24 protein-coding genes and 2 pseudogenes are annotated in these 21,191 nt (G+C 72.3%); 14 read left to right on the top strand and 12 right to left on the bottom strand.

Features of this window, described 5'->3' with window-relative positions; all coding sequences use genetic code 11:
- The first annotated feature begins 5 nt into the window (after positions 1-5).
- The 3 genes from ACLBXO_RS26135 to ACLBXO_RS26125 all read left to right on the top strand — a co-directional run bounded on the left by ACLBXO_RS26135 (position 6) and on the right by ACLBXO_RS26125 (position 2,908).
- Positions 6-1,586: a bifunctional aminoglycoside phosphotransferase/ATP-binding protein gene (locus tag ACLBXO_RS26135; RefSeq protein ID WP_447687212.1), complete on the top strand. Its 1,581-nt coding sequence runs from the start codon at positions 6-8 to the stop codon at positions 1,584-1,586.
- A 149-nt stretch (positions 1,587-1,735) separates the two neighbouring features.
- Positions 1,736-2,095, top strand: a complete 360-nt coding sequence (locus ACLBXO_RS26130) for a hypothetical protein (RefSeq protein ID WP_447687211.1) — start codon at positions 1,736-1,738, stop codon at positions 2,093-2,095.
- A 120-nt stretch (positions 2,096-2,215) separates the two neighbouring features.
- Positions 2,216-2,908, top strand: a complete 693-nt coding sequence (locus ACLBXO_RS26125) for a helix-turn-helix domain-containing protein (RefSeq protein WP_447687210.1) — start codon at positions 2,216-2,218, stop codon at positions 2,906-2,908.
- 103 nt (positions 2,909-3,011) lie between these two features.
- Here ACLBXO_RS26125 and ACLBXO_RS26120 read toward each other — a convergent pair whose 3' ends face one another.
- The 4 genes from ACLBXO_RS26120 to ACLBXO_RS26105 all read right to left on the bottom strand — a co-directional run bounded on the left by ACLBXO_RS26120 (position 3,012) and on the right by ACLBXO_RS26105 (position 7,439).
- Complete coding sequence (locus ACLBXO_RS26120) at positions 3,012-3,866, bottom strand: universal stress protein (RefSeq protein WP_447687209.1); 855 nt, start codon at positions 3,864-3,866, stop codon at positions 3,012-3,014.
- A 110-nt stretch (positions 3,867-3,976) separates the two neighbouring features.
- On the bottom strand, positions 3,977-4,273 hold the full coding sequence (locus tag ACLBXO_RS26115; protein ID WP_331315854.1) for a hypothetical protein: 297 nt from the start codon (positions 4,271-4,273) through the stop codon (positions 3,977-3,979).
- A 42-nt stretch (positions 4,274-4,315) separates the two neighbouring features.
- A complete protein-coding gene (locus tag ACLBXO_RS26110) occupies positions 4,316-6,994 on the bottom strand; it encodes a cation-translocating P-type ATPase (RefSeq protein ID WP_447687208.1) in 2,679 nt (892 codons plus the stop codon).
- Positions 6,995-7,037: 43 nt separating this feature from the next.
- Positions 7,038-7,439, bottom strand: coding sequence for a DUF6455 family protein (locus ACLBXO_RS26105; protein ID WP_447687207.1), 402 nt, complete (start codon positions 7,437-7,439; stop codon positions 7,038-7,040).
- Positions 7,440-7,709: 270 nt separating this feature from the next.
- Between ACLBXO_RS26105 and ACLBXO_RS26100 the strand changes: the two genes are divergently transcribed.
- The 6 genes from ACLBXO_RS26100 (at position 7,710) to ACLBXO_RS26075 (ending at position 12,717) form a co-directional block, all read left to right on the top strand.
- Positions 7,710-8,522, top strand: coding sequence for a universal stress protein (locus ACLBXO_RS26100; protein ID WP_447687206.1), 813 nt, complete (start codon positions 7,710-7,712; stop codon positions 8,520-8,522).
- A 13-nt stretch (positions 8,523-8,535) separates the two neighbouring features.
- Positions 8,536-9,882 (top strand): S41 family peptidase, encoded by a 1,347-nt coding sequence (locus ACLBXO_RS26095; protein WP_447687205.1) that lies wholly within the window; start codon positions 8,536-8,538, stop codon positions 9,880-9,882.
- 105 nt (positions 9,883-9,987) lie between these two features.
- Positions 9,988-10,341 carry a DUF1476 domain-containing protein gene (locus ACLBXO_RS26090; protein ID WP_419539360.1) on the top strand — a complete coding sequence of 118 codons (354 nt, stop codon included), beginning with the start codon at positions 9,988-9,990 and terminating at the stop codon, positions 10,339-10,341.
- Between the two features lie 97 nt (positions 10,342-10,438).
- Entirely contained in the window at positions 10,439-11,089 is a 651-nt protein-coding gene (locus ACLBXO_RS26085) for a BON domain-containing protein (protein ID WP_331315846.1), read from the top strand.
- A gap of 11 nt (positions 11,090-11,100) precedes the next feature.
- Positions 11,101-11,577, top strand: coding sequence for a hypothetical protein (locus ACLBXO_RS26080; protein ID WP_447687204.1), 477 nt, complete (start codon positions 11,101-11,103; stop codon positions 11,575-11,577).
- Between the two features lie 429 nt (positions 11,578-12,006).
- Entirely contained in the window at positions 12,007-12,717 is a 711-nt protein-coding gene (locus tag ACLBXO_RS26075; RefSeq protein WP_447687203.1) for a Crp/Fnr family transcriptional regulator, read from the top strand.
- Positions 12,718-12,866: 149 nt separating this feature from the next.
- Here ACLBXO_RS26075 and ACLBXO_RS26070 read toward each other — a convergent pair whose 3' ends face one another.
- The gene (locus tag ACLBXO_RS26070; protein WP_331315841.1) at positions 12,867-15,422 is read right to left on the bottom strand and encodes a phosphoketolase family protein; all 2,556 of its coding nucleotides are present in this window, start codon (positions 15,420-15,422) and stop codon (positions 12,867-12,869) included.
- Between the two features lie 126 nt (positions 15,423-15,548).
- Here ACLBXO_RS26070 and ACLBXO_RS26065 point away from each other — a divergent pair, with 126 nt between their 5' ends.
- Positions 15,549-15,803 (top strand): hypothetical protein, encoded by a 255-nt coding sequence (locus ACLBXO_RS26065; RefSeq protein WP_447687202.1) that lies wholly within the window; start codon positions 15,549-15,551, stop codon positions 15,801-15,803.
- Positions 15,803-15,877 (top strand): annotated as a pseudogene (locus ACLBXO_RS26060) (BON domain-containing protein); the annotation flags it as partial. The gene ACLBXO_RS26065 and the pseudogene ACLBXO_RS26060, both read left to right, overlap by 1 nt.
- Before the next feature lie 437 nt (positions 15,878-16,314).
- Here the strand turns inward: ACLBXO_RS26060 and ACLBXO_RS26055 are convergent.
- The 7 genes and pseudogenes from ACLBXO_RS26055 to ACLBXO_RS26025 form a co-directional block, all read right to left on the bottom strand.
- Complete coding sequence (locus ACLBXO_RS26055) at positions 16,315-16,761, bottom strand: host attachment protein (RefSeq protein ID WP_331315839.1); 447 nt, start codon at positions 16,759-16,761, stop codon at positions 16,315-16,317.
- A 21-nt stretch (positions 16,762-16,782) separates the two neighbouring features.
- Positions 16,783-17,592, bottom strand: coding sequence for a universal stress protein (locus ACLBXO_RS26050; RefSeq protein ID WP_447687201.1), 810 nt, complete (start codon positions 17,590-17,592; stop codon positions 16,783-16,785).
- 71 nt (positions 17,593-17,663) lie between these two features.
- Positions 17,664-18,311, bottom strand: a complete 648-nt coding sequence (locus tag ACLBXO_RS26045; protein WP_447687200.1) for a BON domain-containing protein — start codon at positions 18,309-18,311, stop codon at positions 17,664-17,666.
- Between the two features lie 48 nt (positions 18,312-18,359).
- Positions 18,360-18,815, bottom strand: coding sequence for a histidine kinase (locus ACLBXO_RS26040; RefSeq protein ID WP_447687199.1), 456 nt, complete (start codon positions 18,813-18,815; stop codon positions 18,360-18,362).
- Positions 18,816-18,922: 107 nt separating this feature from the next.
- Positions 18,923-19,166: pseudogene (locus tag ACLBXO_RS26035) on the bottom strand (hypothetical protein).
- Between the two features lie 10 nt (positions 19,167-19,176).
- A complete protein-coding gene (locus ACLBXO_RS26030; protein WP_447687198.1) occupies positions 19,177-19,392 on the bottom strand; it encodes a hypothetical protein in 216 nt (71 codons plus the stop codon).
- 85 nt (positions 19,393-19,477) lie between these two features.
- On the bottom strand, positions 19,478-19,858 hold the full coding sequence (locus ACLBXO_RS26025; protein ID WP_447687197.1) for an ion channel: 381 nt from the start codon (positions 19,856-19,858) through the stop codon (positions 19,478-19,480).
- A 314-nt stretch (positions 19,859-20,172) separates the two neighbouring features.
- On the opposite strand from ACLBXO_RS26025, the gene ACLBXO_RS26020 reads away from it, so the two are divergent.
- From ACLBXO_RS26020 to ACLBXO_RS26010, 3 genes are read left to right on the top strand one after another with little or no spacing between them, the layout of a single operon-like run.
- A complete protein-coding gene (locus tag ACLBXO_RS26020) occupies positions 20,173-20,412 on the top strand; it encodes a biotin/lipoyl-containing protein (protein WP_447687196.1) in 240 nt (79 codons plus the stop codon).
- A 17-nt stretch (positions 20,413-20,429) separates the two neighbouring features.
- Complete coding sequence (locus ACLBXO_RS26015; protein WP_331315831.1) at positions 20,430-20,801, top strand: SPW repeat protein; 372 nt, start codon at positions 20,430-20,432, stop codon at positions 20,799-20,801.
- On the top strand, positions 20,798-21,172 hold the full coding sequence (locus tag ACLBXO_RS26010; protein WP_331315829.1) for a c-type cytochrome: 375 nt from the start codon (positions 20,798-20,800) through the stop codon (positions 21,170-21,172). The genes ACLBXO_RS26015 and ACLBXO_RS26010 overlap by 4 nt, the downstream gene beginning before the upstream one ends.
- The last annotated feature ends 19 nt before the right edge of the window (positions 21,173-21,191 follow it).

The raw sequence follows: 21,191 nt of genomic DNA, 5'->3' as shown, positions 1-21,191 counted from the left end.
CCGCGATGCCGTTCGAGGATCAGAGCGCGGTCGAGACGTTCCTGCGGCGGTCGCTGGCCGACAGGGGCGCGGTGGAGACCGTGGCGACCCACATCTCCCGACTCTTCCTGGCGGGCGACCGCGTGCTCAAGCTGAAGCGCGCCGTGCGCTTCCCGTATCTCGATTTCTCGACCCCCGAGCGCCGCCTCGCCGCCTGCGCGGCCGAGGTCGCGGTCAACCGCAGGACCGCGCCGGCGCTCTATCGCGAGGCCCGTCGGATCACCCGCGAGCCGGACGGCAGCCTGGCCTTCGACGGCGCCGGCGACCTCGTGGACGCCGTCGTGGAGATGCGCCGCTTCCCGGACGCCGACCTGTTCGACACGATGGCCCGGGACGGGCGCCTCGGGCCGGAGCACATCGCCGAACTCGCGCGGGTGCTGGCGGCCTTCCATACCGGGGCGGAGATCCACCGCGCGCGGGGCGGGGCCGCTGCCATGGCGGCGCTCGTGGACATGAACGACGCCGCGCTCCGGGCGAGCGGCCTCGTGCCGGCCGACACCGCGGAGGCCCTCGCGGCGCGGTTCCGGGCCGTCCTGGCGCGGCACGCCCCGCTGCTCGACGCCCGCCGCGCCGCCGGAAAGGTCCGCCGCTGCCACGGCGATCTGACGCTGCGCAACATCTGCCTGTTCGAGGGCCGGCCGACGCCGTTCGACGGGATCGAGTTCAGCGAGACTATCGCGACGATCGACGTGCTGTACGACCTCGCCTTCGTGCTGATGGATCTCTGGCACCGCGACCGCCCCGACCTGGCGAACCTCCTGTCGAACCGCTACCTCGACGCGGCCGACGAGACCGACGGGATCGGCCTGCTGCCGTTCCTGATGGCCACGCGCGCCGTGATCCGCGCCCACGTCACGGCGTCCCGGGCGGCGGGCGCCGACGACGCGGGCAGCGCGCTGGCGGAGGCGCGGGCCTATCTCGACCTCGCGCGGGACCTGCTCGCGGACGCCCCCGCGTCCCTGCTGGCGGTGGGCGGCTTCAGCGGCTCGGGCAAGTCGAGCGCCGCCGCGGCGGCGGCACCCTGGATCGGGCCGGCGCCGGGCGCGCGCATCCTGTCGAGCGACCGGATCCGCAAGCACCTGCACGGGGTCGGCGCCCTCACGCGCCTGCCGGACACCGCCTACGGGCGCGCCGCGTCCGAACGCGTCTACGCGATCCTGCGGCAGGAAGCCGGGCGCGTCGTGGTTGCGGGTCACGCGGCGGTCGCGGACGCAGTGTTCGACCGCCCGGCGGAGCGGGTGGCGATCGAGGCGGTGGCGGGCGCTTGCGGCGCGCCGTTCTGCGGTGTCTGGCTGGAGGCGCCCCCCGCCGAGCTCGCGCGCCGCATCGCCGCGCGCGCGGGCGACCCCTCCGACGCCACCGCCGCCGTCCTGGCCGCTCAAGTCGCGCGGGGTAGCGGTCCCCTCGCGTGGCATCGCCTCGCGGCCGACCGACCGCTGCAGGCCCTGCGCGCGGATATCCTGTCCCTCTGCGAGCGCCGCGGAGCGACCGGAATGGCGGCGCCGGCGGTCAGGCCGGAGCCGATCCGCCGGGCACCGGCCGACTGACTGCCCGGACGACCAGTGCTTCCTCGTCGGCCGGAACGACGCGGGCGGCGATCGCGGATCCCGCCCGGCTGGTCGGCGCACGGCCGGCGGCGTTGCGGCCCTCGTCGAGGGCGACGCCCGCCCAGCAGGCCGGATTCCGCCTCCAGGAGGTGCGCCACGGCGTCCGGATCAAGGCCGCGCGCGCGGATGCGATGGCGTACCAGCCCGGGATCGACCGCGCCGGGCTGAAACGTCACGGCAACGCTTCCCGGGGCCGCTTCCCCGAGGCCGCCTGCCGAGGCCGCCATGCCCCTCGATCCCATCGCCCTGGTCGCCGCCGCGACGTTCGCAGGCGGCCGGGCGGGCATCCATGCCTGCGCCGCCACGCCGACGCCGTCGTGCTCGTGCGCGCCGCTCTGGCGTACGGTCTGGCCGCCGCAATCGGATGGCTGCTCGCCGGGCGGAGCGGCCCGCTCGGGTCGTCCGATCCGATCCCGGCCTGGGCGCTCGTCGCGGCGGCGGGCCTCTGACCGCGGCGCGCGGCTCCACAGTTGCCCTTAAGGACTTTCCCTTAAGGCTCCGACCGGAATGTCTCGGTCTTCCGCCCGCTGCCAATCTCCTCTCCACCGAACCAGGTGAGGAGCGCAGCGATGAGCACCGAGTTCACGGCACGGACGGCACCGCAGGTGCCGGCAGCCCATTCCGCTCTCGTCCCGGACATCGACGGGAGCACCCTCTTCGCGGGCTGTCCCGACATCGTCGGGACTCCGTACTCCTACGCCCGCGAGGAGGAGATCTACGGAGAGGGCGAGGCGGCCGAGTTCGTCTACAAGGTCCTCGGCGGCGCGGTGCGCACCCACAAGGTCCTGAGCGACGGACGCCGCCAGATCACGGGCTTCCATCTCCCCGGCGACCTGTTCGGGCTCGGGCAGGGCGAAACCAATCGCCACACCGCCGAGGCTCTCACCGGAACCAGGGTGCTGATCTTCAAGCGGCGGCAGGTCGAGCGCGCCGCGACCGACCGGGCCGAGGTCGCCTGCCAGCTCTGGAACATGGCCACGAGCGACCTGCGACACGCTCAGGACCTGACGCTCCTGCTCGGACGGCGCTCGGCCCAAGAGCGGGTCGCCGCCTTCCTGCTGGAGGTCGATGACCGCCTCGGCTCCGCCGGCACCTTCATGCTGCCGATGACCCGCCGCGACATCGCCGACTACCTCGGGCTGACCATCGAGACCATATCGCGCACGCTCTCGCAGCTGGAGGAAGACGGGGCTTTGCGGCGCGATGGCGGCCGACAGGTCAGCCTGCATCGGACCCGGCTCCGCCGTCTCGTCGAGGATTGAGACAGACGTCGCCAGAGACGCCGGCCGGTACACGCGCCGCTCCGCGAAGTTGCGCCAGTCTCCCGCCGCGCCGGGCCGCGACAGCCGCGTCCCGCCTCGCCGGTCAATGGGCGAGAAAGAGCGGGACGCTGCTTCGAGCCAGGAGCGAACGGGTCACGCCGCCGAGGCACCACTCGTGCAAACGCGAGTGCCGATAGGCGCCCATGACCAGCATGTCCGCACGGAACAGGCCGACCCGGGTCCTGAGCGTCTCCGCGACGTCGCCGACGACCGGAAGGACGCTCACCGACACGGCGACGCCGTGGCGCGCGAGGTGCGGGGCGAAGTCGGCGCCGGCCGCCGAGGTCGGCAAGTCCGTCTCGCCGACGACGGACACGATCTCGACCGCCTCGGCTGCGCGCAGGAACGGCAGCGCGTCGTTCGCGGCCCGCGCGGCCTGGGCGCTGCCGTCCCAGGCGACGACGATGCGACCGGTGCCGAACGCCGAGCGCGCGGCCGGGACCACGATGAGCGGACGACCGCTCTCGAACAGGACCCCGTCGATCAGGGCGCGGTCGAGATCGATCTCCCGCGTCTCCGCGTCCAGGACGGTCAGGTCGGCGAGCCGGGACCGGGCCGTGATCCGCGCGATGAGATCCGGGTAGGCGAGCGCGGGAACCTCGGTCGTGCAGATCACGCCCGCCGCGGCGGCGTCGCGGGCGACGCGTTCGGCAAGGGCCCGCGCGCGGACGCGCGAGCGCCAGTTCCCGTCCGCGACCAGGCTCCGGACGAAGCCGAGTCCCACCCCGCCGGCCATGGTCAGACGGCGGGCGGCGGACTGCACGGTCAGATGAGCGCCCGCCGTCGCGGCGAGCGTGAGGCCGTAGGCGAGGCCTGCCTCGGGCTCGTCGCCGCGGCCCTCCTCGGTGACGGCGACCAGGATATCGCGGAAGGCGGCGAGGGGCGACGGGACGGACATGGCATTTCCAGAGTTCCGTTCACCCGAGTGTCGCCGGACTCGGCCCGACCGCCTTGATCCAGCGCAACGTCACACCGTCGGGTGCGCGCCTGGGACCGCGCCCGGACCGATCACGGCTTCCTGAGGCGGGACAGCGAGCGCTCGAGCGCCCGCGCCGCGGCTTCGAGGCGCGGCTTCATCGCCGGGACGTCCTCGCTGAGGAGGGCGAGACCGAGGGGCAGCATCCAGAGGCCGAGGACCGGCAGGAACGACAGCAGGCCGCCCGCCATCAGGGCGAGCGCCGCGGCCAAGCGCACCGGACGTCGTGAAGGCTTCCTCAGCCACGCGATCGCATCGCGGATGCGCGCGGGGAGACGGCCGGTCAGCCGCTCGACCCGTTCATCCCAATCCACCGCCGTCGGATCCATCGCCGTCCTGCTTCAGAGGAGAGGCCCGCAGGGACGCGCGCATCATCCGTGCACTGAACCCACGGACCTCAGACAGGAACGCGCGTCCCGCCGCGTCCGCCGGACGGCTTCCGCGAGCACAGTTCCGAACTGGACGACGAGAAGAGGTGCGAGGCTCGCCGAGAGGACGAGCATCCAGCTGTTCCGATCGAGGGGGACGAGGCCGAGCACGGCGCCGACGGGTGGAAGGTGGGCCGGCCCGACGAGCAGCGCCGCGCAGATGAGCAGGGCTGCCCAGACCCAGGGATTGCGCGTGACCTCGTTTCGGACGGGGCTCGTTCCGGGCGCCCGCATGTTGAAGATCTGCCAGAGTTGCGCGAAGGCGAGCGTCAGGAACGCGACCGTCACGACCGACGCGCGGTCGAGCGCCAGCCAGAGCTCGGCGATAGCCAGACTCCCGAAGGTCGCCGCAGTCATCATGGTCGCGTCCAGGGTGATCCGCAGCCACTGCGCGCGCCCGAGGATCGGCTCCTCCGGGTCGCGCGGGGGACGCCGGAGAATGTCGTCCTGCCCTTCCCCCATGGCCAACGCGAAGGCCGGCAGGACGTCGGTCACGACGTTCAGGTAGAGGATCTGCAGCGGCAGGATCGGCAGCGGCAGCGTCGACACGACCGCGAGCCCGACGACCATCACCTCGCTCAGGTTGCAGGCCAGGAGGTACGCCACGAACCGGCGGATATTGTCGAAGATGATCCGTCCCTCGCGGATCGCTCCGACGATGGTCGGAAAGGCGTCGTCGAGGAGGACCATTGCGGCGGCCTCGCGCGCCACATCGGTCCCCCGCCGGCCCATCGCGATGCCGATGTCGGCCTGCTTCAAGGCCGGGGCGTCGTTGACACCGTCGCCCGTCATGGCGACGATCTCGCCGTTCGCCTGGAACGCTCGGACAAGCGCCAGCTTCTCGGCCGGGCTCACGCGGGCGAAGACGGCGACATCGCTCAACCCGTCGGGCAGGTCGATCCCGGGGACGCCCTCCGCCACGCGATCCTCCGGGCCGACGAGGCCGACGGCGAGGGCGACGCTTCGGGCGGTCACGGCATGGTCGCCCGTGACCATGACCGCGCGGATGCCCGCCGCGCGGCAGGCCGCGACGGCCTCCGGCACGTCCTGGCGGGCGGGGTCCTCCAAACCGATCAGGCCGAGGAATGTGAGCTGCTGGAAGGGCGGGACACTCGGGTCGTCGACCACCCTCTCGGCACAGGCGATGATGCGCAGGCCCCGCGCGCCGAGATCGGCCGCCCGGCGCGCCCATCTCTCCCGGGCGGCGGCGTCGAGCGGACGGTCGCGCGCGCCATCGCTGGTGCGCCACGAGGCGGCGAGCACCGCCTCCGGCGCGCCCTTGATCGCCACCACCTGGCACGGCCCGGCCGCGTGAACCGTGGCCATCATGCGCGTCGTCGCCTCGAAGGCGTACGTCCGCACGCGCGGTCGATCGTGGAGGATGGCCGCCCGATCCAGCCCGACGGAGCGGCCCGCCCGCAGCAGCGCCTGTTCCATCGGATCGCCGCTGCCGAGCCCGGGCTCGGAGCCGAGCGAGGCGTCGTTGCACAGGACCGCGACGCGCAGCAGCCGTTCGACCTCGCGCGGGCGATCCGACCCGCCCGCGAGCCCATCCAGGATGCCGGAGGGCAGCGCCAGCTGCCGCACCGTCATCCGGTTCTCGGTCAGCGTGCCGGTCTTGTCGGTCAGGATGACCGTCGTGGCGCCGAGTGTCTCGACGGCCGACAGGCGCTCGATCAGCGCGTTCCTCCGCGCCATCCGCCACATGCCGCGCGCGAGCGCCAGCGTGGCGACGATGGGCAGGCCTTCCGGGATGGCCGCGACCGCCAGAGCGATGCTCGCCGCGATCATGAGCCGGACATCCTTGCCGGTCGCGAGTCCGAGGCCGGCGAGCGCGGTCACGATGCCCAGGACGACCCAGACGATCTGGCGGGACAGGCGCTCCAGCCGGCGCTCCAGAGGTGAGCTGTCGGGAGCGGCCTGCTCCGCGAGCCGGGCGATGCCGCCGAGCTCGGTTCCCGCGGCGGTCGCGACGACGACGCCGATGCCACTGCCGCGGGTCACCAGGGTGCCCCGGAACAGCATCGACGAGCGTTCGGCCAACCGGGTCTGGTCGGCGTTCGGGGCTGTCGATTTGTCGACCGGGACGGATTCACCCGTGAGCGCGGACTCGTCCGCGCTCAGGTTCGACGCCTCGACCAGACGTAGGTCGGCCGGGACCGCATCACCGCCCTCGAGCAGCACGATGTCGCCCGGAACGAGATCTTCGGCGGGCAGAACGCGGGTATGCCCGCCGCGACGCACGCGCGCCGCGTGGGTCCCCAGCGCCCGCAGGCCCTCGACGGACCGGGCCGCCTTGAGCTCTGTGAAGAAGCCGAGCGCCGTGTTGACGATCAGGACCGCGATGACCGCCGCGGCCTCCCGCCACTCTCCGAAGTAGAGGGAGAGCCCGCCGGCCGCCGCGAGGAGGTAGACGACGGGGCTCGCGAGCTGGTGCAGGAAGAGCACGAGCGCGCTGGCCGGAGCCCTCGCGGCGATCGCGTTGGGTCCGCTCTGCGCGCGCCGTCGCGCGGCCTCCGCGTCGGCCAAGCCCGCCTCGAGGGAAGTCTGGAAGTGCGCGAGGACCGCCGCGACCGGCAGGGCGTGGGCGGATCGCGCCGTCGCGTGCAGGGGAGTGGCCATGACCTGCGGGCCGGGCCGCGCAGCGATCGGCCCCGCGCTCGCCTCAGGCACGGCGCAACCGGTCGAGGCGGGCGGCATTGGGGCAGAAGTCCGGGTAGGTACCGGCCGCGGTCCCGGCCCACAACTCGCGCGCGCAGCGGCCGCGGTTCCGGCAATCCAGGCAGGCGGCTTCCAGCTGCCGCACGATTTCGGGGTCGCGCTGCCGGACGGCATCGGGGTCCAGGCCGAGGCTTCGCATCAGTCCGACGATGCTGCGCAGCTTCGCGGCGCCTTCAGGGGACGACGCGGCTGGGGCCGGTCCGCCGGCCTCCATCAGCGTCACCATCATCTCGTGATCGATGTTCCGAAGCTCCTGTGCCGCCTTCAGCATGCAGCACCACTCGCTCATCGCGGCGGCGAGGCCGAACGGGTCGAACGGGTCGGGCTCCTCGGCTGACGTTGCCATCGCGGCCTCCTGAAAGCCCCAGGATGCCCCACCGCCGCGGCGCATCCCTTGATCCAGCGCAAAACCGGCGGCGCGCGGCCAGGGGCGCGGATCGATGGGCCGCGATCTGCGTCAGCGCCGACGGACGGGGTCGCGATAGAGCCCGGGCGCGACACGTCGGCGCCGCGACTTTGCGCTGGATCAAGGCGGGCTCTCGCGGGCGGACCAGAAGTCGAGCGACGGCTCAGCGCAGCGCCAGCTCCCTCAATCCGTCGACATGGATCGCCCGCCATGATCAAGGATCTGCTCATCGTCGCCGATGCGGTCGGCGATGCGGCCGGCCCGTACGGTGTGGCCCTCGCCAGGCAACTCGATGCGGCCACCAGTTGCCTTTGCTTGCAGCCGGAAGGCGACCGCGGCCTCGCGGAGGTCCGCTACGATCTCGTGGTCTCGGCCCGCGACGAGGCGCTCCGGACCGTCCGGGAAGCCGCCGAGAACCTGGCCTGTGCCGCCGAGGCCGCCGAGGTTCCGGCCCTGATGGAAACGATCCACGGCGCGCCGGATGCCCTGCGCACCCAACTGCTCGCGCGGGCACGGATGCACGATCTCGTGGTGGTGGAGCAGCCCGGTCTCCGGCATGTGAGGCCGGCGGACGCCTATGTCGACGACCTCCTGCTCGGCAGCGGACGACCGACCCTCCTGGTGCCCACCGGCTGGTCGGAGCCGGCCCGGCTCGACGCGGTCACAGTGGCCTGGGACGGCAGCGCCGCGGCCGCGCGGGCCCTGGGCGATGCCCTGCCGCTGCTCACGCGGGCCCGCCGCGTCGGCATCGTGACCGTCCAGACCGAGGCCGTCGCCGGGGTCGGCGAGAGCGGTGACCGACTTGTCCGACATCTGGCCCGCCATGGGATCGACGCCGCGTACCGCACGGTCTTCAGCGCTGTCACGGTCGTGGGCCACCTGATCGCCGAGGTCGCGGAGGCCGGCTCCGATCTCCTGGTGATGGGCGCCTATGGCCATTCCCGCTTGCGCGAGGCGCTTCTGGGCGGCGCGAGCCGGGATGCTCTCCGCCAGAGCGGCGTGCCGGTGCTGATGTCGCACTGAGCGGTGCCGGGCCTTGCGGACGACAGCGCCATCTCGGACGACGCTCGATACGCCGCGCGCCGCCTCGGCGGTCCCGGCGCGCGCGGGTCGCCGGGCATCGTGGTGGATCGCCGTTCCCGCCGGACTCGTCGGCGCCGCGATCGCCGCCCTCGCGAGCCCGGACCGAACGGGTGATGCCGTCCGCGCGTCTCCGGCCGCGCGCCACCCCTACCGGGATCTCGCCCTCTTCGGGGTCGCGCTCCGTGAGGTTCGCAGGCGAGCGGACGCCGCGCGCGGTGACGGCGACCTCGTCGACGCCGCCATCACGGGCATGATCGCCTCGCTGGATCGACACGCGCGATACCTCACGGCGGCCCAGGTCCGGATGCTCGACGACCAGGATGCCGGACGCTCTGGCGGTCTCGGCGTCGAGGTCGAGGCGAGCGGCCGCGTTCGGAGCACGCTGCCGGACGGTCCGGCGGCGCGGGCCGGTCTCGTGCCCGGAACCGTCATCGAGCGCGTCGAGGATGTCGCCGTCGCGGATATCGGGCCCGTCCGCTTGGCCGACCGGCTGCGCGGTGCGCCGGGCTCCGCGGTACATCTGCGGGTCGTCCGGCCGGGCGCGCCGGCCCCGGTCGAACGCGTCCTCGTCCGGGTCCGGCTCGCGCTGCATCCGGTCAGGCTGCGCCTGCTCGGCACGGTCGCCTACCTGGGCATCGATTACTTCGATGCCTTGACGTCAGGCGGCTTGCTCGAGGCGATCGCGACACTCAAGGCCGGTCTCGACGGCAGCAAGCTCGCCGGGGTCGTCCTCGACCTTCGCGGGAACCCGGGCGGCCTCATCGGACAGGCCGTCGCCGTGGCCGGGGCGTTCCTGGGACGGGGCGAGATCGTCCGCCTCCTGGGGCGCAGCGCCGATGCTGTCGAGCGCTTCGCGTCGGCCGGAGCCGGCGGTGACCGGATCGACGGCGTCCCGATGGTCGTGCTCGTCGACGGCGGCACCGCGTCGGCGGCCGAGATCGTCGCCGCTGCCCTGCAGGATCACCGACGCGCGACGCTCATCGGCACGCGCACTTACGGCAAGGGCGCAGTCCAGACGACCTTCGCGCTCCGCGACGGACGCGGGCTGCGGCTCACGACGGCCTGGGCCGTCACGCCGGCAGGCCGTCGACTGGAAGGCGCGGGGATCGAGCCCGATCGCTGGGTGGCGACGGGCCGGGGCGCCGGGCCCCGCACCGACGGTGAGCCGCGTGGCCGGGCCGCTCCGGGATCGGGATCCTTGCGGGAGGGTCCGGTGGTCGATGCCGATATCGACCCGGGGCTCGACCCGCCGCTGCGGGAGGCCCTCGCGCATCTCGGAACCGTCGCGGCCGTCCGGTGAGGGGCGCCGGGACCCGCGCTTGATCTGCCTCAAGGCCAGCCGCCACGGCCCGCCGGATGGTGTCCGATACGCGGCCGACACGGTCCGGCCGAGGCACAGTCGGGAATGACCATGACCACGACATTCGACGAACGCGAGCGGGCCGCCGAGCTGCGCTTCGTCCGCGCGGAGGAGGCGCGGTTCCACGTCCGCAATCGCCGCAACGGACTCCTCGCCATATGGGCCCGCGAACAGATGCGCCTGAGCGGCCCGCCGGCGGAGGCGTATGAGAGCGCCTTCACCGAGTTCGCAGTCCTGGCCGACGACAACGCCCTGATCGAGCGCCTCCTGGCCGATCTGACGTCGGCCGGCATCGCGACGACGGCCCGCAGCCTGCGCGCGGAGATGGATCGGTGCGCGGCGCTCGCCCGGGCCGAGCACCGCGTCGGCGTTGCGCTGGATCAAGGCTCTTCCGTCTAGGGCGCGCAGGATCGCGCGACGGGCCCGTGCGGCAGTCCCGTGCCCCGCCATGCGCGGGCGGGACGCCCCAAGGAGGGTCGCCATGAGGAGGGATGACATGACCGACAAGGACTTGCGCCGCGCCGTGCTCGACGAGCTCGACTTCGACCCCAGTCTCGACGCGGGCGACATCGGTGTCGCTGTCTCGAACGGCGTCGTGGCACTCACCGGTCACGTCGGAAGCTACGCCGAGAAGGTCGAGGCCGAGCGCGCCGTGCGCCGCGTCAGGGGTGTGCGCGCCATCGCCGAGGCGATCGAGGTCCGCTACGCCGACGACAAGAAGGTCGCCGACGACCAGATCGCCGCGCGGGCCCTCGCCATCATCGACTGGTCCGTGCACCTGCCGAAACAGGCCATCCAGGTGAAGGTCGCCGGCGGCTGGGTGACGCTGACCGGCACGGTGGACTGGCAGTACCAGATGGCGGGTGCCGAGGCGGCCGTCCGGAAATTGACCGGCGTGCACGGGGTGACCAACCGCATCGAGGTCCGTCCGCAGGTTCCGCCGACGGCGGTCAAGGACAAGATCCTGGAAGCCTTCAGGCGGGGCGCCCTGTTCGAGGCGGACGGGATCAAGGTCACCGTCTCGGGTGACAAAGTGATCCTCGAAGGCGCCGTGACGGCCTGGGCCGAGCGGGACGCCGCCGAGCGCGCGGCCTGGTCGGTGCCGGGCGTGCGCGCCGTCGAGGACCGCATCGTCGCCTTGAGCTGAGGAGGGACACCATGTCGGTCGAAGCGCACCGGCCCGGCGCGGTCGCCCCGGAATTCAGGCGGCCCGGTGACGGTCCCGACGGCGCGGTCGGGTTCTACCGCGTGACCCTGACGCTGGCGCGGTGTCCGGACCATCCGGACGGCAGCGCGGGGCGGGGCTACCAGATCGTGGCCCCGCTGGGGCCGGACGGCCGCCTCGACGCGAGGCTCTGGCACCACGGCCGCGACCGATGCCGCGTGCGCCGGTTCTGGACCGACGAGCGCGACCGGCACGGCCGGCTGGTTCACCGGGCCGGCGGCGAGGGCGGCGCGACGTGGCTGATCGACTACGACGACCGGACCGAGGCCGACGACGAGGCCGGCTACCGCCTCGGGTCCCACGCCTTCGTGGAGGGCGAATACGTCTCGATCCGGGATGCCGGTGACGCGACCTTCCGCACGTTCCGGGTCGCCCACGTCGGCCGCGAGGCGCCGGGGGACGGAGCCTGACGCCCGGATCGCCGACCCTGGCGGGCGCGGCCGGCCCCGGACGGCGCGGATCACCGTGCCACGCCACCGGTGAGGGCCGCGCACCCCGGTGGCGCGGGCCGTTCGGACCGCCGGACGGGTCGGGGCGGGAGCGACGCGCGCGGTCGAGAACCGGACATTGTTTGATCCATCGCAAGGCGCGGTCGCTTCGGGCGCCCAACCTGCCCGCCGTCCTGCGCAACGGGGAGGCGGGTCATGGCGGTGGGCGAGGAGGAGACACATCCGAGCCAGGGCCGAGGAGCGCTCAGCGGCGACGGGCCCGGCGACTCGAAGGCCTCTTCGGGGGCGACTTCGGGGGCGGCGCGCCCGCCGAGGCCTCCGGAAGGCGCGCGATCGAGCGGGGAAAGAGCCGGGCGCGAAGCGACCCGTCCGTCGCGGGTGGATTGGACCTTGCCCGTCCGGCGCAGGCTGGATCGGTCCGGCGTCTGCGTCGCGGAGACGGAAGCTCTCGTCGCGGCCGTCTCACGGGTCGTGAACGTGGAGGCGGATACGGAGATCCTGCGCGCGGACGACGCGCCGTCCGCGTGCAGGCTGCTGCTCGATGGCTGGACCTGCCGGTACGTCCCCCTGAGGGCCGCCAGGCCGCAGATCCTGGCGCTTCAACTCCCGGGTGAATTCCTGGATCTGCAGGGCCTCCTGCGCGGGCGGTTGGATCATGGGATCGCCACGCTGACCCCCTGCCGCATCGGTCTCGTCCCGCACGACGCGCTGAAGGGGCTCATGGAGCGGCATCCGCGCATCTGCCTCATGGTCATGCTCGAGACCGCCGTCGAGGCGGCCACGGCGCGGCGCTGGCTCCTGAACGCCGGGCACCGCCACGCATACGAGGGGATGGCGCACGTGATCTGCGAGCTCTTCACGCGCGCCGCGGCCGCCGGCCTGGCCGAGGCCTTCCGGTTTCCGATGCCCCTGACCCAGACGGAACTCGGCAGCGCGCTCGGCCTGACGTCGGTTCACGCGAACCGGACGGTGAAACGCCTTCACGAGGCCGGCCTCGTGTCCTGGCGCGGCCGATGGATGACCATCGAGGATTGGTCAGGCCTCAGGCGGGTCGCCGAGTTCGATCCCGCCTATCTGAGCCTGGAACACGCGAGGCCCTGATCGCCGCGCCGAACGATCGGATCGATGTCGCGCCCGGCCGCCGGGACGGCTCGACCGCGCCGGCCCGGAGGAGGATGCTGGAGAGGACGCCGGGAGGATGCTGGACGGATCCGCGGTGCCGGCTCCGGGGACGCGGATCACCGTCGGCTTCAGGGGACGATCGTCCAGTCGTCCACCGTCCCGGCCCGGCGAGCCTCGCCCGCCTCGACAGGGCCGCACTGCATGATGTCGCCCTCGGTCCGGCGGTCGTGATCCTCGGGGGCGTGCCGTTCCGGCCAGACCCAATCCCGCACCTCCGGCAGGTCGTCGCCGGTCTGGCAGACGTAGGCGCGGTGCGCGGCCAGCGCGTCCCGGAGCGCCGCCTCGGCGTGCTCGGCCCGGGCGCCCAGCCGCGGCGCGGCGCGCAGCGCGGCCTGCGCGAGGTGGAACCGGTCGAGCCGGTTCAGCACGCACATGTCGAAGGGCGTCGTCGTCGTGCCCTCCTCGATGAAGCCGTGGACGTGGAAGTTGCCGTGGTTCGTCCGCTTGTAGGTCAGCCGGTGGATGAGCCACGGATAGCCGTGATACGCGAACACCACCGGACGGTCCCGGGTGAACAGGCTGTCGAAGGTCGGGGCGTCGAGCCCGTGCGGGTGCGTCTCGGGCGCCGGCAGCGTCATCAGGTCGACCACGTTCACGACCCGGATCCGGAGGTCCGGGACGTGGCGGCGGAGCCAGTCCACGGCGGCGAGGGTCTCCTGGGTCGGCACGTCGCCCGCGCAGGCCATGACCACGTCCGGCTCCGCCTCGCCCTCGTTCGAGGCCCACGCCCAGACGCCGATGCCGGCCGCGCAGTGGCGGGCAGCCTCGTCCAGACCGAGCCACTGCGGGGCGGGCTGCTTGCCGGCCACCACCACGTTGATGCGGTCGTAGGTCCGGAGGCAGTGGTCCGTGACGCACAGGAGCGTGTTGGCGTCCGGCGGCAGGTAGATCCGCGCCGTGTCCCCCCGCTTGTTCGCCACGAAGTCGATGAAGCCCGGGTCCTGGTGGCTGAAGCCGTTGTGGTCCTGCCGCCAGACGTGGGACGAGAGCAGAATGTTGAGGGACGGCACCGGCCGGCGCCAGGGCAGGTCGCGCGAGGACTTCAACCACTTGGCGTGCTGGTTCACCATCGAATCGACGACGTGCGCGAAGGCCTCGTAGGTCGCGAACAGCCCGTGCCGTCCGGTGAGCACGTAGCCCTCGAGCCAGCCCTCGCAGAGATGCTCGCTCAGCACCTCCATGACCCGGCCGTCGCGCCGGAGGTGGTCGTCGCCGGGACGGATCTCCTCCTGCCAGGCGCGGCCCGTCACCTCGAAGACCGCGTCGAGGCGGTTCGAAGCGGTCTCGTCCGGGCCCATGATGCGGAAGTTCCGCGCCGCCGCGTTCAGGGTCAGGACGTCCCGCAGGTATCGCCCGAGCGCGCGGGTGGCCTCCGCCCGGGTGCGGCCCGGCTCCGGCACGGCGACCGCGGCGGCGCCCAGGTCCGGGAGACGCAGGGGCGCGCTCTTGTGCGCGTTGGCGTGCGGATTGGCCGAGATGCGGCGCGGTCCCTTCGGCGGAAGCGCGGCGAGGTGGGGGACGAGCGAGCCGTCCTCGGCGAACAGCTCCTCCGGCCGGTAGGAGCGCATCCAGGCTTCCAGGATCGCGCGGTGCTCCGCGTTCTCCCGCACGGCCGCCACGGGCACTTGGTGCGACCGCCAGGTGCCCTCGACCGGGTTGCCGTCCACCCATGCCGGCCCCGTCCAGCCCTTCGGGCTGCGCAGCACGATGACGGGCCAGCGCGGTCGCCCGGGCTCGCCGAGACCGGCGCACGTCCGGATCTGCGCGATGGCGTCGAACGCCGCGTCGAGGGCCGCGGCCATGGCCTGGTGCATTCGGGCCGGCTCGTCGCCGGCGACGAAGGTCGGCTCGTAGCCGTACCCGACGAGGAGGCTGCGCAGCTCGTCGGCGGGCATGCGGGCGAGGAGCGTCGGGTTGGCGATCTTGTAGCCGTTGAGGTGCAGGATCGGCAGAACCGTCCCGTCACGGCACGGATCGAGGAACTTGTTCGCGTGCCACGCGGCGGCGAGCGGCCCCGTCTCCGCCTCGCCGTCGCCGACGACGCAGGCGACGGTCAGGCCGGGATTGTCGAGGGCGGCGCCGAACGCGTGCGCCAGCGCGTAGCCGAGTTCCCCGCCCTCGTGGATCGAGCCGGGCAGCTCGGGCGAGGCGTGGCTCGGGATGCCGCCGGGAAACGAGAACTGCCGGAACAGGCGTTCCATGCCGTCGCGGTCCCGCGCCACGTTCGGGTAGATCTCGCTGTAGGTGCCCTCCAGGTAGGCGTTGGCCACGAGCCCCGGCGCCCCGTGGCCCGGTCCCCAGACCGCGATCAGGTCGAGGTCGCGCTGCCGGATGACCCGGTTCAGGTGCGCGTAGATGAAGTTGAGGCCCGGCGTGGTGCCCCAGTGGCCGAGGAGCCGCGGCTTGACGTGCTCGGGCTTCAGCGGCTCGCGCAGGAGCGGGTTGGCCATGAGGTAGATCTGGCCGACCGACAGATAGTTCGCGGCGCGCCAGTAGGCGTCGATCCGCCCGAGGCTGTCGGGTCCCAGCGGCCCCGGCACGAAGGCCAGGTCGTGCCCGGGGCCCGCCGCGTCGCCGTCGCGCCGCGCCTCGCGGGTGCTCTGCGACTCGCGCCTCACGTCCATGTCGGCCTCCCGGTGGCGGATGCCGGGGATCGTGCAGGCGGCCGGGATCGACGGCGTTGAGGTGGATCAAGGCGGCCCGGGACCGCGTCGGCAGGATGCCTCGCGTCAGCAGGACGGGAGCGAACGATGGCCCTGGTGCTCCGAACCACCTTGATCACGACGGTCGGCCGCGCGCGGGGGCCGGCCTCGCTCAGACCGAAGAACGACGCCGGTCGCCGGGTCGTCGCCGATGCGGCGCGCTACCGGTCCATCGGCAACGACGCCGGTCGCCGGGTCGTCGCCGATGCGGCGCGCTACCGGTCCATCGGCAGCCTGCAGGCGCTGGGGCTCGCCGTCGCGGGCGCGGCGGTGACGCCGGCGCTCCTGTGGCTGGCCCTCTGAGGGACACGGCCGAGCGCGCCGCGTGGTCAGCCCCCGGCGTGCGCGCCGTCGAGGACCGCCTGACACTCGCGTGACGTGGAACGGCTCGCTTCGGGGCGAAATCAGCTTCCACTTCGGCGACGACATACCCTTCAGTGCTCACCGCTGGCCGGAGTTCTTCAACAGCCTGCTAAGGCGGCGAGTTCGTCCCAACCCTTTCGAGGCAACCTGCTCGCGAGTTGCCGGTACGCTGCCAGGATGTCCGCGCCAACTTGGGCGGCTTTGGCCTGAGCGCTTCCCTGACGGCAAGGGTGTCGTCGCCGATCATGTGGATCTCCAGGCTGGGCTGTCCGTCGGGCCGGGCACGGGCATGCGGCCCCGACGCACGGGCAACGACCGCCGGCAGGAAGTTGGATTTGCCGGGTGTGGTCGAAAGGTACGAGCGGCCCGGCCCAGGGCGGGATGAGGGTCGGGCCGCCGGGTGCCTTGGAGGGGTGATCGCCCCGGCCGAGGTCCGAAGTCCCGGCCTGACTCAGACCGGCCGCAGGTGTCTCTGGATCTCGTCGACGGGATGCTTAGTCAGGTCCTTGCCGACTTCAGCGATGATGGCGCTCCGCAGGCGGGCAGACAAGACTTCCCGAAGCTCCGCGAGCGTCCGCGGAGGGGCCACGAGGACCAAGGCCGGGATCGGGTCGACGGTGTCCAAGACCTGCGCGACCTCGCTCGCGAAACGACGCTCCGCGAGGTCGTGCCAGTCCGTCTGCTCGATGGCGCTGCGGCTGCCCCCGAGCCTGACCCGCGGAGGCCTGTCGGTTCCCTGCTCATGGGTCGGCGGGTTCGGTGGCGCCGCGAAGCCCCGCTGCAAACGAAGATCCGCGGCGAGGGGTCCGCCCTCGTTGCGGAGCACCAGGGCCTTGCGGCCGTCGCAGACGAGGACGTAGCCGCCGTGCGGGATCATGAGGCGACGCTGATCGGTCATGGTGTCCTCCCGGGCGTCGCTTCAGTGGCTCATGAGGCAACAGAGAGGGGCATAGGACAGTAGGTCCCGAGTGACGCCACCGAACACCCACTCGCGGAGGCGGCCGTGGCCGTAGGCGCCCGCGACGATCAGGTCGGCCCCGTGCTCGGTGGCCGCTTCGACGAGTGCCTCGGAGGCCGAGGCACCCAGGGCATCGTGTCTGACGCGGATGGCTGAGACGCCGTGCGCCTGGAGGAGACGAAGGGTGTCCTGACCCTCGGAGCCGGCGGCATCGTCGACGGAGACGACGAGGACCTCGGATGCCCGCTTCAGGAACGGAAGCGCGTCCAGCACCGCGCGGCGCGCCTCGCGGGTGTTCTTCCAGGCGACCACGACGCGCTTGGCGTCGAGATGGTCGACGCTTGGCGGCACCACCAATACCGGGCACCCGAGATGCATGACCGCGTCGGCCGGATCGACCGCTAACAGCGCGGGCCCGGGGTCCGTCCCTCGGCCGACCACCACGAGGTCGGCGGCCGCCGCCTGGGCGACCAGGAACGCCCGCGGGAATTCGAGGTTGGAGCGCCACTCGACACGGCTGCGTCCGCCGGCGGCTTCCTCGAAGGCCTCGTGGGCCACCCGGAGGTCGTTCAGGACCGCCTCCTGAATCGAGGAAATGCCGAACGACCCTCCCGGCGTCGGGCCGGCCGGAGCCCAACTATAATCCGGCATCTCCGCCGCGACGCCGGTCAGGCGGGCGTGGAAAGCGTCGGCGAGGTGCGCGGCCAAGCGTACGCGGCTTCGCGCGCCTTCCGACAGGTCCACGGCAACCATGATGCTCGCGTAGGTCATGGAACGTCTCCGGATCGGAAGGCATGGAAGGGCTGCGCGCGGGCCTTGCGGCCTCGCCCATCCCTCTGGTTTCAGCCGAGCGTGAGGCGGTCCTCGACGGCGCACACGCCCGGCGCCGACCACGCGGCAGTCTCGGCGAGGCGGCGCTCGTGCCAGGCGTTGACCTTGCCCTCCAGGACGACCTTCGCGTCCTTGACCGTCACCTTGATCGCGTCGGCCTCAAGTTCGGCGTTGCGCTTGAGCGCCGCCAGGATCTTCGCGCGTACGTCGGGCGCGCTCGCCTTCGGTGCCACCTCGATATTGTTAACGATGCCGGTCACGCCGGCGAGGCGCCGGATAGCCCGATAGGCTTCCTCCTTCTGGTACTGCCAGTCGACCTTGCCGGAGAGCGTCACCCAGCCGGTCTGGACCTTCACCTGCACCGCATCCTTGGGCACTGTCGCGGACCAATCGAGCATTTGCACCGCGCGCTGCGCGAGGTCCTCGTCGCGAGGCGGGGCTTCGCCGCCGAAGCGCACCTTGATCTCCTCGACGACGCCGCGGACGCCGCGGACCTTCTGGGCCACCTTCTCGGCGGCGACGCGCGCCGCGAAGCTGGCGACGTGGCCGCTTAGCGTGACGATGCCCTTATCCACGGCGACGCCGATATGGGCGGCGTCGATGCTGGGGTCGAAGTCGAGTTCGTCTATGACATTCTGGCGGATCAGCTTATCGCCCATCGGAAATCTCCTCGATGAGGGCCAGGTCGCGCCTGGCCGAGCCCGAGGCTATGCCCGGCAGGCGGTCGGACATTGATCCAGCGCAAGCTCTCTGCCGGCCGCGATACGACCGAGCATCGGGCAGGCCCAAGGGCAACCCGAGACGGCGCAGCCGGCGGCCACGGCGGAGACCATGTCCCGGGCATCGAACAGCCGGCCGAGCAGCGGCACGTCCGCGAAGGCCTTCGGGACCCGGGCGTTCCCGGCAATCAGGGCGAAGGGGATGCCCCTCCGGCGAAGGTCGCAGGCGAGCGGGAAGCACGGCCCCTCGTTCAGGTCGACGCTGACCACGGCGAAGTCTGGACGCTTCGCGTCGAGGCTTCCGATGGCATCGCCACCGGTTCCGTAGGGGCCGCTCACCGCACAGCCGGCGTCCGCGAGGGCGTCCTCAAGCCACATGCCCGGCAGCGCCTGTGGCTCGGCGACAAGCACGATCGGCCGCCTCTCACCTGCGTTCGCCCGCATCGCCCGATCCTCATTCCTGGTCGCGATGGGAGGAGGATGGATCCGCCGGGCCGACTCGCCTTGCGCTGGATCAAAGGACGCCGGGGCGCCGCGAGCGGCCGGTGCGCTCAAGCAGATGATGCCGCGGCGTCCTGTCGGATCGAGCGCGCGACCCTCAGGGCCGCGTCAAGGTCGTTGCGGTCCGTCCCGTAGCGCCGCCATAGACCGTCCAACCACGCCGGCAGTCCGGCCTCGGCGTCCAGGATCTCGGAGAACGGGATGATACATGCCGTCGAGCGCCCCGATGCCGTAGCCGGTAACGGCCCATTGCCGCCCTTCCCAGTGCACGGGTTCGGTGAGTCCGTGGCTCATTCCCGCCTCCTCACGCCGCCTGCCCGTCGAGCTCGGCCACCTCGCAGGTGTCGGCCCGCATGCGCCAGTCGACGATACCCGCCGTCTGGCAGAACAGCGCCTGGGCCGCACAGGCGGCGGCAGCCTGCAAGTGGGCGGAGACAACGGTCTGCCGCTGGACGGTGGTGTGTTCGTAACCGCCGTCGTCCGGCACAACCTTAAGGAAGGTGACGAGGTACTTGTGCATGGCGCGCCTCCGATCGCGATGTGGCGGAGACGGTGGGCGCCCGCCGGAGCGGCGGCCTTGATCCAGCGCAAGGCTCGACGCGCGATCATAGACCCGGTGCCGGCGGGGAGAGGCGTTCCCGACCCGGATCGGCCCCGTTGTCGTGGCTTGTCCGCGCGGTTCGAGGCGCGTGCGCCTTGCCGTGCAGTGGCCAGTATCGCTCCATCGCCAGGTAGGTGAACGAGGCCCACCAGCCGATCAGGAGCAGGCCGTTGAGCGCCTCGACGCCGGCGAGCAGCCGGGTATAAGAGGTCGGGAAGTGGTCGCCGAAGCCGAGCGAGGAGGAGGCCACCACCGAGAAGTACAGGCAGCCCTCGAAGGACGTTACCGAAGTGCCTGCAAAGGCGCCGACGCCGAAGCGGAGCACGGGAAGCCAGTAGACGCCGGCGTAGATCCAAACCGCGACGGTGTGCCCGACGAAGGTCATCAGCACTACCGAGGATACGGGCGCAGGGCGGGACCGGGAGCTCGGACAGGTGCTCCGATGACAGCCGCAGCGTCTCGTAGAGCACCAGGATCGTGGTTCTGACGAGGACGACGCTGGCCGTCATGGCGAGGAGCATGCGCGGCCCCGGGTGAGCGCGGCGGCCCGAGCCTGCCCGACAGGGCGAGCGCGTCCTTGGCCTAGCGCTGGTGGGCAGGCGTCGAGGCGCCTTTGACCGAGATCAACGCCGTCCTCCACGGAACGGCATTTCCTCATCGAAGCGCCGCAAACCGGGCGCCGGGATGTGGGAGGTGACCATGGCCGAAGTGCATGTTGCCGAGGAGCTCTGGTCAACGGGGATGCTGCCCGAGGGTATTCTGGAGCGGTGGTTCGTTGCGGACGGAGCGCGTGTGCGGGCCGGAGAGGCCGTGGCGGCCGTGCGCATTGGCGAGGCCCTCCACGACATCGCCTCGCCGACCGGCGGCCGCCTCACGGTCTTGGCGCCCGTCAACGAGGTCGTCGACCCCGGCAGCATCATCGCCGAGGTCTACGCCTGACATCCGGGAGGCAGACCATGTCTCAACCCGACGCGGCCACGTCATCACCGGCTTGGCGGACGCAGGAGATCCTGATCGGCGGCCTGCAGCACGCCGCCGGCGTCGCGCTGGTGCTGGCGGCATGGGTGCTGGTCTTCACTGATCATGCCCGCGCGGCCGGTTCCGCGCTCCTGCCGGGCTTGCTCATCGTCACGCTCTACGGCGCCAACGAGGTCCGCTTCAGGGCGGTGCTCGAAAGGGCGGTGCTGATCGTCGGGGCCTGGACGCTCGTCGCGCCCTGGGCGCTCGGGTTCGCGGCGAACGACGGCGCGACCTGGGCACACGTCGCGCTCGGTGGCGTGGCCATCGCGACCGCCATTGCACTGCTCCGGATCGCGAGGCGGCCATGACGTTTCAGTCGGCCGCCACCCGCGCGGCCGTTCTGGCCGCCTCCCTGGCGGCTTGCACCGGCGCTTCGGCCGCCGGTCCCGAGGAAGACCATCGCGTCCGTGGGTGGGCCATCGCCGCGCAGCTCTGCAGGGAGTGCCACGTGATCGGCCGCGCCTCGCAGCCCGGCGCATTCGCCGGCCCGGCCTTTCTGCGGGTCGCCAACATGCCGTCGACGACCGGTCCGGCGCTCGCGGTGTTCCTGCAGAGCCATCACCAGCGGATGCCGAGCCTGAGGCTCGACCGGGACGAGATGGACGCAGTCATCGACTACATCCTCAGCCTCAAGGCCCGGACGGCCGCGACGCCTCCGGACATCACCTCGAAGGATTGAGGGTGACGCTGCTGCATCC

It is taken from the genome of Methylobacterium sp. C33D, assembly GCF_053345825.1.
The sequence above is the reverse complement of the archived record's forward strand: the minus strand, read 5'-3'. Positions and strand labels throughout refer to the sequence as shown.